We start from the raw sequence: 16,004 nt of genomic DNA on the forward strand, positions 1-16,004 counted from the left end.
CGCAATTATTTGATTGAAGAAATACAATGTAAATATAATATTAAACAACTTAGAAGTGTCATTTGGGTAACCATTCGGAAGAAAATGGGGCTACTCCTTTCATGATTACCTGTAAAATAATATTACTCATTTGATCTGAAGAAATCGTTATCGGTTTTTGCCCCCATTGAATAGCTGGCCCAAATATTGCCCAACTCACGATATTTACTATTGTTTCAAGAGCAATAATATCTTGTTTGTCATCATGTATTCTCTGTTTTATTAATTCAAACAAAAACTGAGTTAATTCTTCATGGATTACTTGCTCTAGAAGTGAAGCAGGAATAAATGAGGGCGGACTTTGATGATGGTATTTATTATCAAAACAGTCTAATACCGTTTTGATAATTATATGCAAGGTCATTTTATCCCATCTGGGTTCGGGAGGGAGTGCATCCTTTAGCAATTGTTGGAAATTCCCGCGAATGAAACTATCCAGCAATGTATATTTATCTGCAAAATGGAGATAAAAAGTCCCTCGATTTACATTGGCTCGATCCGTAATATCTTGGATGCTCATTGACATAAAGCCTTTTTCACGCACCACTTCCTTAAACGACTGTTGTAACAATTGACGAGTGCGTTGAACACGTCGATCTTCTCTCCTTCTTGAATTCTCCATAAACTATCCTCCTCTTTCTATTAATTACAATTTTCTCAACAAGTTTTCTATACTGTTCAATATTCAACATCAACACAAATCTGATTATTGAGCGTTGGTCTATTCATTCTTAATATAGATGATAGGAAATCACATGAAAATATAAAAAGTATAAAGGGGAAAAGATATGCAACCATCAGTATCGATTCGTGAGAAATATACAAAAGCCATTCATGCAGTTAGAGATATAGCCATTGAGTACTATTCTCTGGGAAGATTTGATGACGCGAAACAGGTTTTTTGTCAATTGTTTTTACTAATAAATAAAAATGAAGTACAACAAGAGGATCATCTTAAACTATTACTTGCATACGGTAAAATACTCGTTGTTAATCATTTTCTTAACAATACAGATACTGATCTTATGTTTTCGATCATCTCTGATGCAAAACAAATTGCTGAAGATACAAATGATCAACTAGGGTTAGCAGATTCCTTATGCTTGCTTGGACAGGCATATTATTTCTCTACCTTCAACAGTAGTACATTAGGGAATTTTCCTTCCGAAAAATTGGATGAAATATTAATGTATTATCAGCAAGCACTCAATCTTCAAAAAGTATCCCAAAATACGAAAGGAATCAGTGTATCTCATTTTTTATTGGGGAATGTCTATCAATTTAGACAACAATATGATCTAGCTCAAGAAAACTTTATGGAGGCTAAGAGAATTGCTGATCAATATGATTATCTGTCAGAAAAAGCTGAACCAGCCCGTCACCTAGCATATCAAGCATTGATAAAAAGTGATTTCGATCAAGCTCTCCACTATGCATTGGAAGCTTTAAATTTCCGTGAAGAAGAAAAATTTAAACCTTATATTCCCTTAGATCATCTTTTGATTAGTGACATCTATTTAAAAAAAGGAGATACATCAAAAGCTTTGTTTCATACTCAAGAAGCACATACAATTGCTGAAGAATTGGGAATAAAAAGATTGTTAGCCAATTCCTTTATTAGTTTTGGAGATATTCAAGCTACCACAAAAGAGATCATGCAGGCAAGAAGTCATTATGAAAAAGCTCTTGTACTTATGCAAAAGTTACAACTTCCGTTTGGCATTTCCAAAGCTAAAGACTGCCTCAATCGACTTAATAGGAAGCAATAGATACATTTTTGAAATAATAAGAGCAAGTCAGATAAAAGCATTCTCAAAAGTGATGCTTTTTCTTTTGATGTGTAAAAAAGATTTGCCGATAATCTCAAATAACTATTAGACCTAATGACGGAGAACGACTACACAGTTTTTATAATAGAACCACGTATAGAAAATCAGTGAGTAATACAAACAACCGACTATTTACATTAGTGTGTAGGTAGTCGGTTATATTGTGTCTAAAATATGACTCAACGTGTGTTTTCTTCTTTGGTACGGTGATCCATACGGGGACCCCTACTATAAAGGAAAGGCTAAAATGACCTTCAACATTTTACAGTTTTATACGCTAAGGCCTTTAATGGATCAGTTTAGCGTACTCTAATCGTAATCTTAACTTGATGGGCATGATACGGTGATCCCTAAAGTTGAGTAAAATTTAATCATGAGCATTGATATGCCTTTGGAAAAATCTAATAAACGAAAACCGCAAAATCCATGTAAGGAGTAGATATATCAAGAAATAAAGGAAATGCATTCAAATTTAATTAATTGATAAAATTACCCATATAATTAATGATTTTCTATTGTTTTTTTGTCGTTTTTTGGCTACTCTATCCTTAGAGCATGGTGATTGCATCCATATTTGGAGCGATACACATCAAAAGCAAACACTGGAGGGTATATATGTATCCATCCAATTTGTATCGGCTAATTATGCACCAGCCAGCTCTCCCCTTTTTAAGGATGAGCTTTTTTTATTCCTTGAAGGGAGCAAAAGCCTTAGGAGGGTTTACGGATGGGTGTAACCAGAAGAACATTAGAAAAGAAAAAATTGCAAGGCGAAAAGATAGCAATGGTAACTGCTTATGATTATCCAACTGCAAAAATTGCAGAGGAAGCAGGAGCTGACATTTTATTAGTGGGAGATTCGCTTGGCATGGTTGTTTTGGGCTATGAATCGACTATTCCAGTCACGATGGATGATATATTACATCATACCAAAGCGGTTACAAGGGCTGCCAAACAATCCATGGTTATTGCTGATCTTCCATTTCTTACAGCTCATTTGTCATCCATAGAGGTATTAAAAGCTTCCGGACGATTAATGCAGGAAGGGCTAGCATACGGTGTGAAGATTGAAGGTGGAGGAGAGTCCATCGTAAACAAAATCAAGACACTTACGGAAGCTGGAGTACCCGTAATGGGACATTTAGGGTTAACACCACAATCGGTTAATCAGTTGGGTGGTTATGTCATTCAAGGAAAAGAAGAACCAGCGATCAAACGATTAATTGCTGAGGCAAAGGCAATTGTAGGAGCAGGAGCATTTTCTATTGTTTTGGAGTGCGTTCCAGAAGAATTAGCAAAAGAAATTACAAAAATACTGTCTGTTCCTGTTATTGGGATTGGGGCAGGAAGATATACCGATGGACAAGTTTTGGTTATTCATGATTTGCTAGCAATCGGTAGTGATTGGTCTCCCTCTTTTGTGAAACAATTTGCAACAGTAGGGGATTCTATGCGTGTTGGAGTGCAACAATATGTAGAGGAAGTAAAAAATAAAACGTTTCCATCGGAAGATCACGTGACACATTTGAGAGAAGATGTGAAATTAGCGTTATATGGAGGAAGAGGTCATGGAACTAGTTGAAACAGTACGGGAACTGAATGCTGTATTACTTGAACACCGAAAAGGTATCATCGGGTTGGTTCCTACAATGGGCTATCTACACGAAGGGCATTTGAGTTTGGTGCGGAAAGCAAAAGAAGAATGTGATTTTGTAGTTATGTCTATCTTTATAAATCCACTACAATTCGGACCAAATGAAGACTTAGATCGTTACCCAAGAGATCTTGAGCGTGACTTTGACCTTGCACGGCAAGCTGGTGTTCACGTATTGTATCATCCGAGTGAAAAAGAAATGTATCCGAACAAGCCGCTTGTAACCGTGAATGTTTCCGAAGACATTTCCAATGTATTATGTGGCAAATATCGCGAAAGTCATTTTGACGGTGTAGCTACAGTTGTGGCAAAACTGTTTAATCAGATCCGACCAGATCGCGCTTATTTTGGACAAAAGGATGCACAACAGCTAGCAGTACTGACTCAAATGGCAAAAGACTTATCTTTTCAAATAGCCGTAGTGGGATGCGAAACGATGAGAGAAGAGGACGGGCTAGCGTTGAGTTCGCGCAATGTTTATTTATCAGAAGAAGAAAGAAAGCAGGCCATCATTCTTTCTCAATCCTTGCAAGAAGTAAAAGATGGACTGAAAGAGAAGAAATGGAAATCATCGAATGAAATAAATGAATTCGTTCGAAGCAGAATACAAACACAGCCCTTAGCCAAACTACAATACATAGAAACACTAACATACCCAGATTTAACTATACCAACTAGTTTGTATAACAAACAAATAATTGTAGCTCTCGCTGTTTTCTTTGGCAAAACAAGATTAATTGACAATATTTTATTTTCAGCAGAAGGTGACCACGATGTTTCGAACGATGATGAAATCCAAATTGCATCAAGCTACCGTAACAGAAGCTAATTTGCATTATGTTGGCAGCATCACCATTGATGAAGATTTAATGGAAGAAGTAGATATACTCCCGAATGAGAAAGTACAAATCGTAAATAATAACAATGGTGCCCGCTTTGAGACATATGTCATTGCTGGTAAAAGAGGCAGTGGAGTGATCTGCTTAAATGGTGCAGCAGCAAGACTAGTGCATGTAGGAGATACAGTTATCATCATTGGATATGGAATGATGAATGAGGAAGAGGCGAAGGCGCTTCGTCCAAAGATAGCCATTTTAGATGAGCACAATCAAATAAAACAGTTAATCGGCAAAGAGATGCCGGGTACGGTTTGTTAAAAGACAAGAAAAACAAGAGGAGGTCCTCTTGTTTTTATATATTAAAGATGATTTCATCACTACTATTCTTTTAAGTATATTGTTAATTCTTATGAATTTAAACAAGGTGAACGATTATGATTTGTGTCCATTCGGAGTATCCCCCTAGATGGACTAGTTTTTTTCTATTTCTTTTACTTCTTGCGAGTAATCCTTACAACTACCTTCCCCTTGTGCTTGATCTCATGAGGTTTGCCCACAGTAAGCGAATTGATGTTCACCTCATGCTGTGTACCTTTACCCTCATGCTTGGGAGGCTCTGTAACCCAACAAGTAAACGAATTTCGCTGCGGATCGTATTCTGCAACATTGTACGTATCATCTACAAGAGTGATGTCGTATCGATCAACGTATGGATGGTTAATGGCCATGATAGCAACCTATCTCTAAAGAGGGGAGACAGATTATTCTGTCAGAAAGATTTTATATAATAGCTCAGAATTAGTCAATCATTCTTTCGAATAGATTAGAATCGATGTTTTTCTATGTTATACTTTTAAAAGCCAAGAAAGTAATCTTAAAAAACTGCTTGACAATTGTTTCGAATTGTTATATCTTAAATTTAAGATAATAAATCACAAAAACAGAAAGGAGTGGTTCCATTGGATACAACTAAAAATAATTCACTCGATTTATTTATTGCTTTATCACGAGCGAGCCAATGGGTTAATGCTCATGCGGATAGAGACATAAAAAAACTTGGATTGAACAGAACTGAATTTGGAGTGTTGGAATTGTTGTATCACAAAGGACCACAAGCCCTTCAAAAAATTGGCACCAAAGTATTGATGAGCAGTGGTAATATTACTTATGTGGTAGATAAGTTAGAGAAAAAAGGATTGGTTTGCAGAAATGCTTCTGCAACGGATCGACGTCTTATTTTTGCTAAAATAACCGAAAAAGGGGAACAATTTATTCAAGAAGTGTTTCCTCATCACACAGATGTTATAGAAAATGCTTTAAAAGGATTAACAGATGAAGAAAAGAAAACGGCGAGTTTTTTACTAAAAAAGATGGGTTTATACGCTGAAAAATATTTCTAGCTCCCCTTTTTTATTTGGAATTTATCTTAAATTAAAGATACTTAATTTGAACGAAAATTATGAAGAAAGAAGTGGTTTTAATGAGACAACCTACAGCTGGAATTCATCATATTACTGCATTTGTAAAGGATGCACAAAGAACAGTTGATTTTTATGCAGGCGTACTTGGATTGCGATTAGTCAAGAAAACGATCAATTTTGATGCTCCAGAAGTTTATCATTTGTATTTTGGTAATGAAATTGGAAAACCAGGTAGTATTATCACTTTCTTCCCATGGGCTGAATCTAGAAGAGGACGAATCGGCGCAGGGCAGGTTGGAATCACAACTTATGTCGTTCCGCCAAATACGTTAGATTTTTGGAAACAAAGATTAGAAAGTTTCCAAGTGCAAATAACAACAGTTACACGTTTTGGAGAAAAGTTTCTCCAATTTGCAGATACAGAAGGTCTAGCTTTGGAGATAGTAGAACGTGAAGCAGGAGAAAATAGTAACTGGTCTTTTGGCGGAGTTACAGCAGATAAAGCAATCAAAGGTTTTGGTGGAGCAATTCTTTATAGTAGGGAACCAGAAAAAACAGCTGATACATTGGAAAACGTGATGGGACTAGAAAAAGTTGGGGAAGAAGGTTCATTCATTCGATTTCGTGGAACGGGTGATATCGGAAATATTATTGAGATCGATCAGTCTGTAACGGATAGAGGTGTGCCAGGGGCAGGTACAGTCCATCACATTGCATGGAGAGCAAAAACGGATGAAGAACATGCGCAATGGGGAGTACATGTACAAAGCAGTGGATTTCATCCTACTAAAATCATTGATCGCCAATATTTTCATGCGATTTATTTCCGTGAACATGGAGAGATTTTATTCGAAATTGCTACAGATCCTCCTGGATTTGCTAATGACGAACCAGCAGAACATTTGGGTGAAAAATTAATGCTGCCTGCTTGGTTTGAACAATATCGTCTTGGGATTGAAAAAGGTTTGCCAGATTTAGAAGTAAGAACATTAGAGGGGGATACGGAAGCATGAAGCATATATTTCGCAAAGGAAAAAATCCAAGTGCGCCTGTCTTGCTTTTATTACATGGAACTGGCGGAACAGAACAGGATTTATTGCCTCTAGCAGAAGTGATTTCTCCAAACGCATCTGTATTGAGTGTTCGAGGAAATGTTTTGGAGAATGGAATGCCTCGTTTTTTTAAAAGATTAGCGGAAGGTGTGTTTGATGAAAAGGACTTGATATTTCGAACAAAAGAACTATATGATTTTATCCGCACAGCTTCCGAACAATATGGTTTTAATTCGGAAAATACAGTTGCAATAGGATATTCAAACGGTGCTAATATTGCAGCAAGTCTTCTATTCCATTATGCAGATGCATTTAAGGGAGCTATCCTGCATCATCCGATGGTTCCGTTGCGTGGAATAGTGTTGCCGAATCTTTCTAATGTGCCAGTTTTTATCGGAGCAGGAGTAAATGATCCAATCGCTAATTCAAACGAAACAAAGGAATTAGAAAGTCTGCTGGCTGAGGCGAATGCATCAGTATCTATTCATTGGGAATCCAATGGTCATCAATTGACTAGTACAGAAGTAAATGCAGCAAAAACATGGTATAGTAAACATTTTGCAGTTTGAAAAAAGGAGAGACTTCTCTCCTTTTTCTATTTTCCATATTCTCATACTATTATTATAATAAAATAGAAAGAAATATTTATGCTTGATGAAAGGCACAGGTGATATGGAATGCATCGGAAAAAGTGGTATGGTGTGTTGATACTTGTATTGCTTACTGTTTTTGGTTTCACTCCTACTGTTTCAGCTGCTAATCAACAATTAAAACTACTAAATACGATCAAGCTTCGCGCAGAACAGTCCAAAACATTAAATAGTGGAGAATTTGCAGTAGGTAATAACTTAAGCGATGTGGAAAAAAAGTGGGGACCTGCTGAAGACTTGAGTACAGTTGCCGCAAACTATTGGTCTCGTCATATTCGCTTTTTTTATGAAAATGATACAATATATGGAATGGATGATTTTGATCCTAAGTTACAAGATATAACATTAAAACAAGTAAAACAAAAATTTGGTAAGCCTGTTGCTGCAGTGGAGCAAGAAGGAAATTACTATGTGACTTACCGCTTATCCAGTGGTTTGAATCTTATTTTTGTTTTTCAGAGTAGTGTTACCAACAAAAATCCCCATTTAGAACTCTATCAAATTTCATAATAAAAAAAGAGGACATATTTATTGTCCTCTTTTTTTAGAGGAGTAATTAATTATGCAGAACAATACCATTGCTATTGTTACCGGGGTTAGCCATATCAAAGGAATAGGTGCGGCGATATGCCGAAAACTTGCGCAAAACGGAATCGATATTTTTTTTACTTTTTGGCAATCGTCAAGTAACTGGAAAACCAATTTTGAAAAAGAGATTCAAAATTCCGGGGTTAGATGTGATTCCTTAGAAATAGACTTATCCGCTGAAAATGCTGCAAGTGCTATTTTGGAATATGTGGAAGCTAGACTTGGAATTCCAACTATTTTAGTTAATAATGCTGCTCATTCCACAAGAGATAGTTTTCGTTTTTTAAATGCAGAAACATTGGATATGCATTACATGGTAAATGTGAGAAGTCCATGTTTGCTGAGTGTTGCGTTCGCGAAGCGATTGGAACAATGTAGTATTCCAAACGGGAGGATTATCCATTTGGTTTCTGGTCAATCACTTGGACCAATGCCGGGAGAGCTTGCTTATGTAGCTTCGAAAGGAGCGATAGAAGCTTTTACGCTTACTCTCTCCGCTGAATTGGCTCCGCTTGGAATTACAGTTAATGCAGTAAATCCAGGACCAACGAATACTGGTTGGATGACAGAAGAAATAAAAGAACAATTAACTCCTAAGTTTTTATTGGGGCGAATGGGAGAACCACAAGATGTTGCTCGTTTAATTGCTTTTTTGGTAAGTGAAGAAGCAGGGTGGATAACAGGACAAGTCATTCATTCAGAAGGCGGCTTTTTACGCAATTGAGATTAAATTTCGAATTTGCATATGCTATGATAAATTTAACCTGTTCCCACTCAACAATGTGGAGTTTTGTGATGAACGCAACAGCAGTTGTTCCAGTATCTGCAAAAAAGAAAAGTCGATCTCCAAAAGAGCTGAAGGCAGAGCTTGATAAGCTTAATTCGAAAGAAGAAATCGTTGATCGTATTCTTTCGTGGAATATCGAAGAGGTAAAAAAAGTTCTGGAAAGGTATTCTACGGAACACCTCAGGGGACTTCTGACTGATCGCATTTACATTATGAAAAATCGGCCAAAGTGTACTCCAGATCAAAAGGAGGAGCTTAATAAAAAGCTCCTCCGTCTTCGAAAAAAGGAGTTTGCTGTGGAGATCATTCCAAACGAAGAACAGGAGAGTTGCTACTATGTACTTCCAGCATTTTACGATTTCGTTGATGAATTGAACAAGATGAAAATGTAAATGGGACTACGGAGTAGGCATCAGGACGACGATTGAACGATGGTTTGGTCGTCGTCCATCATTATATTAAAAAAGAGGCAGACTCCAGTCATTGGATGTAATCCAGTTTCCAATGGGATATTCAAATTTACAAGTTCCGTTTAAGGTGAATTGTAATTTACGACATAAAGCATTCGATGCGGTGTTTTCTATCGAAGGGAAAGCGTGTATATGTGCATGCTTTTTTTCGTTTTTTGCTTTTTCTATTGCTTTGGAAACAGCCAGAGTTGCCATTCCTTGTCCTTGGTACTCAGGGAGTATAGACCAACCAATTTCATATATTATGTACCCTTTCCATTCATGCTCCCAATAACCAACAGAACCTACTTTTTTTTCGTCCACTACAATTTGATACATTTTTCCTGTGTCTTTTAACTTTAAGTATCTATGATGACGCTGAGTGAGTTGCTCTGACGTTTCTGGTCCTCCCAAAAAGTTTGTCATCTCCGGGGTGTTTTGTGCAATCAAAAGAGGCAGGCAGTCTTCGGACCATGGAATTAATTTCATATTCTATTACTCCTTAGAATAGTGATGGAAATATTTTTTTGCTAATTCTGCTAAGGATTGGCGAAGGGAATCAGGCTCTTTGATAGTAATGCTCGTACCATATGATATCAATAAATTAGGAATATACGTTTCCAGTGCTTCTTTTTCTACTAAAAATTGAATTTCTGAATCGGTTTGTTGGACAAAGTAATATTGCAGCTGCCAATGATTACGCAAATAATTTATCCCTTCTAAACTAGTATCGATGGTTAATCGGACTAAGTTTCCCTCATGATTTGGAGCAAGCCAGTTTAAGAAAAAAGTAGGAGCGGAGAAATTTTCAGGGCGTTGAAAAGTTGTTTTCAGTACTTCGGCATTCTGTAATCGATCAAGTCGAAAGGTTCGATTCTCTTTTCGTAAATGGCAAAATCCGATGAGATACCATTTTCGATTCCAATGAACAATCGCATAAGGATCTATTTTTCTGATCTCCGATTCAGTGCCTCCTCTTTTTAGATATACGATATGAACCTGTGAATTGTTCACTATGGCTTTTTCAAGTGTTTGCAATAAATGTTTATTTAAACTGGGACTATATGAAGGGATGATATCGAATCGGCTAGTATAATTTTCTAGTTCTATTAATTGATCCTCACTCATTTGAAACTCTATTTTTTGTAAAGCATTTTCCAATGGACCTTCAAATGGATAACCAGCTTGTTTTGCAAATTGAGCTGCATAAAAAAGTGCTTTTCTTTCTTCTGTATCAAAAAATAATGGAGCATGTTTGAACTGATGAAGCAGCTGGTACCCGCCATCATGACCTGTATCAGAGATAATTGGAATGCCACTGGCACATAAAGAATCAATATATCGGTAGACGGTACGAACACTAATTTCTAATTTTTCTGCGATTTCAGATGCAGTTATTCTTTGTCTGCTTCCAAGTAACCATAAAATAGACATTAGATTATCTGCTTTTGCCATATGTGTTCCCACCTCAATTCTGCCTTAGTATATAAAAGTTTCTTTTGGTTGACAATAAAGCCTTACATACAATTTACCTTTAGGGAAATACTCTTGGTAATTAGACTGCACGGGAGGATGAACAATGTTTCATGAAGTTTGGTTCCAAGACATGGAAGAACAACTTAACGAGCTAATGGATCATTACCCGAAATCGAAAGTAGAAGAACGCCCAATATGGAAAAAGCGCTTTGCAGAATTAAAACAAGCTTCCCATCTATTACTGGAAGCATGGGCAAAAATAGAAGATAAGATGGCTTCTATTTCCTCCACATTTCCAGATTTAACAGAACAAGAAGAAATAGAGTTAGAAGAAGAATTTTGGTTACATGAATCTGTTGTTCGCCAGTTTCGACAGGGACAAGGATATTATGGTTTGACTATGTTTCAAGAAGCTGAATGTTTTTTTGCAGATGTAGTAGAAGAAGAACCGGATTTTTTATTAGGCCGTTTGTATTTGGGATTAAGTCAGTTTCAGCGAAAACAATGGGAACATGCCCTCTATCATTTTCAACTAGTAGCAGCTACTGCTACCCACGCACCATTCCTAGCATTCGCACATCATATGATTGGGTGTATCCATGTAAAACAAAAGAGTGAAAACGCTGCAGTACGATCTTTTGAACAAGCTTTGGTGCATGATAAAGATTATGCTGATGCATGGTTTAATCTTGGAACAGCATATTATCGGTTGCAACGATATCATGATGCAATACCTGCCTTTTATCATGCGATAGCATTAAATGAACATGATTGGGAATCGATGTATTATTTATCCAATTGCTACCGACATCACAGAGAATGGAAAAGTGTAACATACTGGAGAATGGCCTCGTATGAGAAGACCAATCATCCACAAGTAATGCTTTCGCTAGCTCATGATTTTGAAGAAATGGATCAACCAAATGAAGCTATTAATTGGTACCGAAAACTACTGAAGCATCCTAAATATCAAAGGATTGCATATCATGGGTTAGGATGGAATTATTGGGCAAATAAAAATACATCAGATGCAGAGTGTTGGCTGAAGAAAGGATTGACTCTTTATCCTAATGACCCTGATTTGTTGTTTACATTTATGTGGATTCAGCTCTCAAAAGGAAATATAAAACGTGCAGAAAAAGCATATGAAATGTTACCAGAGAGGATAAAGGAAGAGCCTATATGGCAAGCGATGAGAATACGGATCTCGTCACATGCAGGGAAATTTGATGATGTGAGGGATATGGCACAAGTATTGATCGATCATGATAAGCCAATGGCTCAAGCGATGGGATACTATCATCAAGGCAGATCGATGTTAGAAGTTGGTCAGATACAAGATGCGATTGAACAATTTCAGCTGGCAAGAGATAGAGCAGGAAAATGGAAGGAACCTCTTTTTTATGAAGGTGTTTGCCATTTATTAGAAGGAAGGCCAGAAAATACACTTTCTTGTTGGGAACAACTTAATCAGATATGAGGTGTGATATGATCATGCATACAATGTGGAAAGGTTCTATAAACTTTGGACTTGTAAATATTCCAATAAAAATGTACGCAGCAACGGAAGAAAAGCCGGTGCGTTTTCGTTCGCTACATAAAGAATGCCAAACGCCAATAAAAATGGAACGTACTTGTCCTCATTGTAAAAAGGAAGTTCCATGGTCAGAAGTAGTGAAAGGATATGAATACCAAGAAGATAAATTTGTAGTCATGGATAAAGAGGAGTTAGAAAAACTACTACCAGATCAAGGAAAGACAATTGAAATACTTGATTTTGTGGATTTGAAAGAAATTGATCCGATTTATTTCCAAAAAACTTATTTTCTAGGTGCGCAGGATGCGAAAAGTAAAGCGTATGCGCTACTAAGAAAAGCACTGCAAGATACGGGGAAAATTGGCATAGCACAAATAACTATTCGTTCAAAACAAACCTTAGCTGTTGTTCGTGTGTATCAAGATTGTTTGCTCATGGAAACGATATATTATCCGGATGAAGTCAGAGATGTAGGACTTGTTCCTGATGTACCACAAAATCTGGATTTAAATGAAAAAGAGACAGTGATGGCAAATCAATTGATTGAACAACTCACTACTGCATTCGACCCTGATAAATACCAGGATAATTATCGTTTAGCATTAGAAGAAGTAATCGAGAAAAAGATTCAAGGGGAAGAAGTAGTAGAAGCGAAAGAAGTGAAGAGCGAAAAAGTAGTAGATTTAATGGAAGCATTAAAAGCAAGTTTGGAAGCTACAAAAAAGAAACCCACAGAAGGGGAGAGGGCAACTTCTTAATCTATTCGTCATCATGGTTATCTATGATGACTTTTCCTTTTTTCGATGCCCAATAACGAAGGTAAGTATGTTCACCAGTGGGCTGTTTTTTGATTATATTTCCTTTTTGATCGTACCAAACTTCGATTTCTTCGTAATCTTCGACAATATAGTCACCTTCTTTTTTTGTGCTGATTTTTTTGGAGACTATTTCACTTCTCGAAGTTGTTTGTACTTTAGCAAAAGAAGGAACTGTTCGATCAATTATCACGGCATTTCGTTCCCATATAAATAAAATTAATGCTGCATTAACAAATAGAAATGTACCTATCAAAGGGATATTTAGTCGTTTGATAGGATCACCTCCGTCATAATGGTATTATTTGTGATCTATTCGTCGGATAAGTTTATCGTCTACACTAGACATGATTATGCTCAAAGGAGGATAGACATGTCCAAAATTCAACTTATTCGCCAAATAGATGGTAAGCAAATTTTACAATTACAAGAGCTTTATTCGCGCCAATGGTGGACGGATCAAAGAACACTAAATGATATAAAGGCAATGCTAGCATCCAGTGATCTCATCTTTGCTTATTGGGATACTCAAGAAGAGCAGCTCGTTGCTTTTGCAAGGGTATTAACCGATCATGTCTATCGTGCTTTTATATTTGATGTAATTGTAGATGAGCGTTTTCGAGGAATGGGTTTAGGGAAACAATTAATGCAAGATGTACTCAAAGGGACATCGCACATCGAAAGGGTAGAACTGTACTGCAAAGATGATAAGGTTTCTTTTTATGAAAAGTTAGATTTCTCTTTGCTTCCTAGCACTCGATTAATGCGCAAAAAATAGAGAAAATCCACCTTTTAAAAGGTGGATTTTTGTTGATTTTATTTCGTCGCTTTGACTATGCTTTCAAAATTGCCTTTGTGGCTTCCATCACAAAATGGTTTGTTTTCAGATAAGCCGCATCGACAAAGTGAAATGGCTGGTTTGGTTTCAAAGATTTTTCCATCTGCATCTACTAATTCAAAATCCCCTTGTACCAATAGTGATCCGTTGTTGCGCACAGTAATCTTTGTTTTACTCAATTCGACCCCTCCTAGTATATCTCTCTATTATGCCTGATTTTGGATAAATTCGGCAATAAACTTATTAACGCTTTTTGCTGCTTTTGCAGGAACTTGATGAGAGACATTTGGAATAATTTTTAGTGTGTTATTAAGCAATTCTTGTTTTAATTGCTGCATTGGTTTGATAAAACTTAAATCTTTTTGGCCATTTAGCAATAAGATTGGGAGTTGAATCGTTTGTAAATCGGTAACTCGATAAGACAAACTGTATTGAAAATATTCTTTAATTTTGTTAGTTCTTCCTTTACCAGCTTCTCTTTTTAGTAGTTCATATGTGATTTTGCTGTCAGCATTATCTTTGCATATCACACTTGCCAAAAGCGAAATGGTAGCTGGTCTAGATAATAAACTCGCCAGAGTAATGAGGCTTTTTATATAAAAATTTGTTGGCGAGATCATAGCGCTTAATAAAATCCCTCCAAAAAAAATTTCTTTATGTTGTTTAATAGCTTCTAATGCAATAGAAGCAGCGGTAGAATATCCAGCAACATATACTTTTTCAATTTCTAAATGTTTCAAAAGTGCTAGCATGTCCTTAATAATTAATGAATATGTGAGTTTTCTTTGTCCAGAAGTTGACCTCCCATGACCACGGAAATCAAATGTAATAACCTGAAAATTTTCTGCAAGTTTTTGCTGTTGATAATAAAAAATAGCGCTTGTCAGTAGTGGAGGGTGTAAAAATATAATAGGTGTTCCATTTCCACTCGATTCATAATACATACGTATATCATCGAATTCTAAATATGGCATGGTATTGCTCCTACTTCTTACAGAGATTTGTTTTTTTCTTTTCGATGTGCACATACTACTAATGGTGATGACTGATGATTGTTCGTTTTGGTTTTGTAGCAATGAGCACAAAAGTTTTTAATGCATCTCCATCAAAGACAATGACAGTAAAGTCATTTCAAGCTATTCCTGATAAACGATTGGCATTGCGTAAGGTGTTACGGATTGCAAAAGAAAATTTAGAACATACAAAACGTATTTTGTATCATGCAATCCATCATGGTATAGTATTTTACCGATTTTCGTCGAGACTTATACCTTTACTAGGTCATGAAGTCTTAGAAGGGAAAGATTTCATTCGTGCACTGCGAGAAGATTTTGCTGCCTTAGGGAATATTGTTAAACAAAATAAAATGAGAGTCGGTTTTCATCCAGATCATTTTACTGTACTGAATTCTCCACGTTATGATGTATTCCAAGCGTCAGTTAAAGATTTAATACGCCACACACGAATGCTAAGAGCAATGGGGCTTGATCATGCTTATAAATGCAATATACATATCGGAGGAGTTTACAATGATAAACAAGAAGCAGGAGAGCGTTTCATAAAGAGGTTTCAAAAGCTGGATAAGCGAATTCAATCCTATATTTGTCTAGAGAATGATGACAAAACATTTACAGCACAAGAAACATTACAAATAGCAAGGACTGTCCAAGTTCCAATGGTGTTGGATGTGCATCATCATCGATGTAATAATAATGATGAATCAATAGAAGACCTTTTTCCACTTATCATTGAAACATGGAAAAAGGAGAAATTCCCGCCCAAAATTCATTTATCTAGCCCAAGAAGTCCAACAGATTTTCGAAGTCATGCTGACTATGTAAATATAGAAGATATCATTCCTATTTTACAGCTGGCTAGAAAGTGGACAAATCAATTAGATGTTATGATCGAAGCAAAGCAAAAAGATGACGCACTATTTCATTTGATGGATGAGCTAAATAACTTTTCTTTTGTAAAACGACTTGATGGAGGGGTAATAGAAGTTACCTAATAAAATTAGGGCTGGTTTA

21 protein-coding genes are annotated in these 16,004 nt (G+C 36.4%); 14 read left to right on the forward strand and 7 right to left on the reverse strand.

All coding sequences use genetic code 11. The features are described 5' to 3' along the window. Positions 1-58: 58 nt before the first annotated feature. Complete coding sequence (locus AC5WOC_RS02210; RefSeq protein WP_496053754.1) at positions 59-661, reverse strand: TetR/AcrR family transcriptional regulator; 603 nt, start codon at positions 659-661, stop codon at positions 59-61. A 166-nt stretch (positions 662-827) separates the two neighbouring features. Between AC5WOC_RS02210 and AC5WOC_RS02215 the strand changes: the two genes are divergently transcribed. From AC5WOC_RS02215 to panD, 4 genes are all read left to right on the forward strand, one after another. After that, on the forward strand, positions 828-1,808 hold the full coding sequence (locus AC5WOC_RS02215) for a hypothetical protein (protein ID WP_496053755.1): 981 nt from the start codon (positions 828-830) through the stop codon (positions 1,806-1,808). 787 nt (positions 1,809-2,595) lie between these two features. After that, the gene (gene panB / locus AC5WOC_RS02220; RefSeq protein WP_496053756.1) at positions 2,596-3,450 is read left to right on the forward strand and encodes a 3-methyl-2-oxobutanoate hydroxymethyltransferase; all 855 of its coding nucleotides are present in this window, start codon (positions 2,596-2,598) and stop codon (positions 3,448-3,450) included. Then, positions 3,437-4,351 (forward strand): pantoate--beta-alanine ligase, encoded by a 915-nt coding sequence (gene panC, locus AC5WOC_RS02225; RefSeq protein ID WP_496053757.1) that lies wholly within the window; start codon positions 3,437-3,439, stop codon positions 4,349-4,351. Before panB ends, panC begins: the two co-directional genes overlap by 14 nt. Further along, a complete protein-coding gene (gene panD / locus AC5WOC_RS02230) occupies positions 4,296-4,679 on the forward strand; it encodes an aspartate 1-decarboxylase (RefSeq protein ID WP_496053758.1) in 384 nt (127 codons plus the stop codon). Before panC ends, panD begins: the two co-directional genes overlap by 56 nt. A gap of 173 nt (positions 4,680-4,852) precedes the next feature. Here the strand turns inward: panD and AC5WOC_RS02235 are convergent, their stop codons facing one another. Further along, entirely contained in the window at positions 4,853-5,089 is a 237-nt protein-coding gene (locus AC5WOC_RS02235) for a hypothetical protein (protein ID WP_496053759.1), read from the reverse strand. 231 nt (positions 5,090-5,320) lie between these two features. Between AC5WOC_RS02235 and AC5WOC_RS02240 the strand changes: the two genes are divergently transcribed. From AC5WOC_RS02240 to AC5WOC_RS02265, 6 genes are all read left to right on the forward strand, one after another. Next, positions 5,321-5,761 carry a MarR family winged helix-turn-helix transcriptional regulator gene (locus AC5WOC_RS02240; protein ID WP_496053760.1) on the forward strand — a complete coding sequence of 147 codons (441 nt, stop codon included), beginning with the start codon at positions 5,321-5,323 and terminating at the stop codon, positions 5,759-5,761. 80 nt (positions 5,762-5,841) lie between these two features. Continuing rightward, on the forward strand, positions 5,842-6,795 hold the full coding sequence (locus tag AC5WOC_RS02245) for a ring-cleaving dioxygenase (protein WP_496053761.1): 954 nt from the start codon (positions 5,842-5,844) through the stop codon (positions 6,793-6,795). Then, entirely contained in the window at positions 6,792-7,403 is a 612-nt protein-coding gene (locus AC5WOC_RS02250) for an alpha/beta hydrolase (RefSeq protein WP_496053762.1), read from the forward strand. The genes AC5WOC_RS02245 and AC5WOC_RS02250 overlap by 4 nt, the downstream gene beginning before the upstream one ends. 108 nt (positions 7,404-7,511) lie before the next feature. Next, entirely contained in the window at positions 7,512-7,994 is a 483-nt protein-coding gene (locus AC5WOC_RS02255) for a DUF4309 domain-containing protein (RefSeq protein ID WP_496053763.1), read from the forward strand. Positions 7,995-8,046: 52 nt separating this feature from the next. Further along, entirely contained in the window at positions 8,047-8,796 is a 750-nt protein-coding gene (locus AC5WOC_RS02260) for an SDR family oxidoreductase (RefSeq protein WP_496053764.1), read from the forward strand. A gap of 71 nt (positions 8,797-8,867) precedes the next feature. Then, entirely contained in the window at positions 8,868-9,251 is a 384-nt protein-coding gene (locus tag AC5WOC_RS02265) for a hypothetical protein (protein WP_496053765.1), read from the forward strand. A gap of 66 nt (positions 9,252-9,317) precedes the next feature. Here AC5WOC_RS02265 and AC5WOC_RS02270 read toward each other — a convergent pair whose 3' ends face one another. Together AC5WOC_RS02270 and AC5WOC_RS02275 are read right to left on the reverse strand one after the other, a co-directional pair. Continuing rightward, positions 9,318-9,797: a GNAT family N-acetyltransferase gene (locus AC5WOC_RS02270; protein WP_496053766.1), complete on the reverse strand. Its 480-nt coding sequence runs from the start codon at positions 9,795-9,797 to the stop codon at positions 9,318-9,320. Between the two features lie 6 nt (positions 9,798-9,803). Next, positions 9,804-10,763 (reverse strand): helix-turn-helix transcriptional regulator, encoded by a 960-nt coding sequence (locus tag AC5WOC_RS02275; protein WP_496053767.1) that lies wholly within the window; start codon positions 10,761-10,763, stop codon positions 9,804-9,806. 124 nt (positions 10,764-10,887) lie between these two features. On the opposite strand from AC5WOC_RS02275, the gene AC5WOC_RS02280 reads away from it, so the two are divergent. Next, a complete protein-coding gene (locus tag AC5WOC_RS02280; protein WP_496053768.1) occupies positions 10,888-12,264 on the forward strand; it encodes a tetratricopeptide repeat protein in 1,377 nt (458 codons plus the stop codon). Between the two features lie 14 nt (positions 12,265-12,278). Beyond that, positions 12,279-13,079, forward strand: a complete 801-nt coding sequence (ku, locus tag AC5WOC_RS02285; protein WP_496053769.1) for a non-homologous end joining protein Ku — start codon at positions 12,279-12,281, stop codon at positions 13,077-13,079. A 1-nt stretch (position 13,080) separates the two neighbouring features. Here ku and AC5WOC_RS02290 read toward each other — a convergent pair whose 3' ends face one another. Continuing rightward, positions 13,081-13,329, reverse strand: a complete 249-nt coding sequence (locus AC5WOC_RS02290) for a hypothetical protein (protein ID WP_496053770.1) — start codon at positions 13,327-13,329, stop codon at positions 13,081-13,083. A 180-nt stretch (positions 13,330-13,509) separates the two neighbouring features. Here AC5WOC_RS02290 and AC5WOC_RS02295 point away from each other — a divergent pair, with 180 nt between their 5' ends. Further along, positions 13,510-13,914, forward strand: a complete 405-nt coding sequence (locus AC5WOC_RS02295; RefSeq protein ID WP_496053771.1) for a GNAT family N-acetyltransferase — start codon at positions 13,510-13,512, stop codon at positions 13,912-13,914. Between the two features lie 38 nt (positions 13,915-13,952). Here AC5WOC_RS02295 and AC5WOC_RS02300 read toward each other — a convergent pair whose 3' ends face one another. Together AC5WOC_RS02300 and AC5WOC_RS02305 are read right to left on the reverse strand one after the other, a co-directional pair. Further along, the gene (locus AC5WOC_RS02300; RefSeq protein WP_496053772.1) at positions 13,953-14,153 is read right to left on the reverse strand and encodes a CDGSH iron-sulfur domain-containing protein; all 201 of its coding nucleotides are present in this window, start codon (positions 14,151-14,153) and stop codon (positions 13,953-13,955) included. Positions 14,154-14,180: 27 nt separating this feature from the next. After that, positions 14,181-14,948: an alpha/beta fold hydrolase gene (locus tag AC5WOC_RS02305; protein ID WP_496053773.1), complete on the reverse strand. Its 768-nt coding sequence runs from the start codon at positions 14,946-14,948 to the stop codon at positions 14,181-14,183. 74 nt (positions 14,949-15,022) lie between these two features. Here AC5WOC_RS02305 and uvsE point away from each other — a divergent pair, with 74 nt between their 5' ends. After that, positions 15,023-15,985, forward strand: a complete 963-nt coding sequence (gene uvsE / locus AC5WOC_RS02310; RefSeq protein ID WP_496053774.1) for a UV DNA damage repair endonuclease UvsE — start codon at positions 15,023-15,025, stop codon at positions 15,983-15,985. Positions 15,986-16,004 lie beyond the last annotated feature (19 nt).

This window comes from Shimazuella sp. NTD247 (assembly GCF_059510415.1).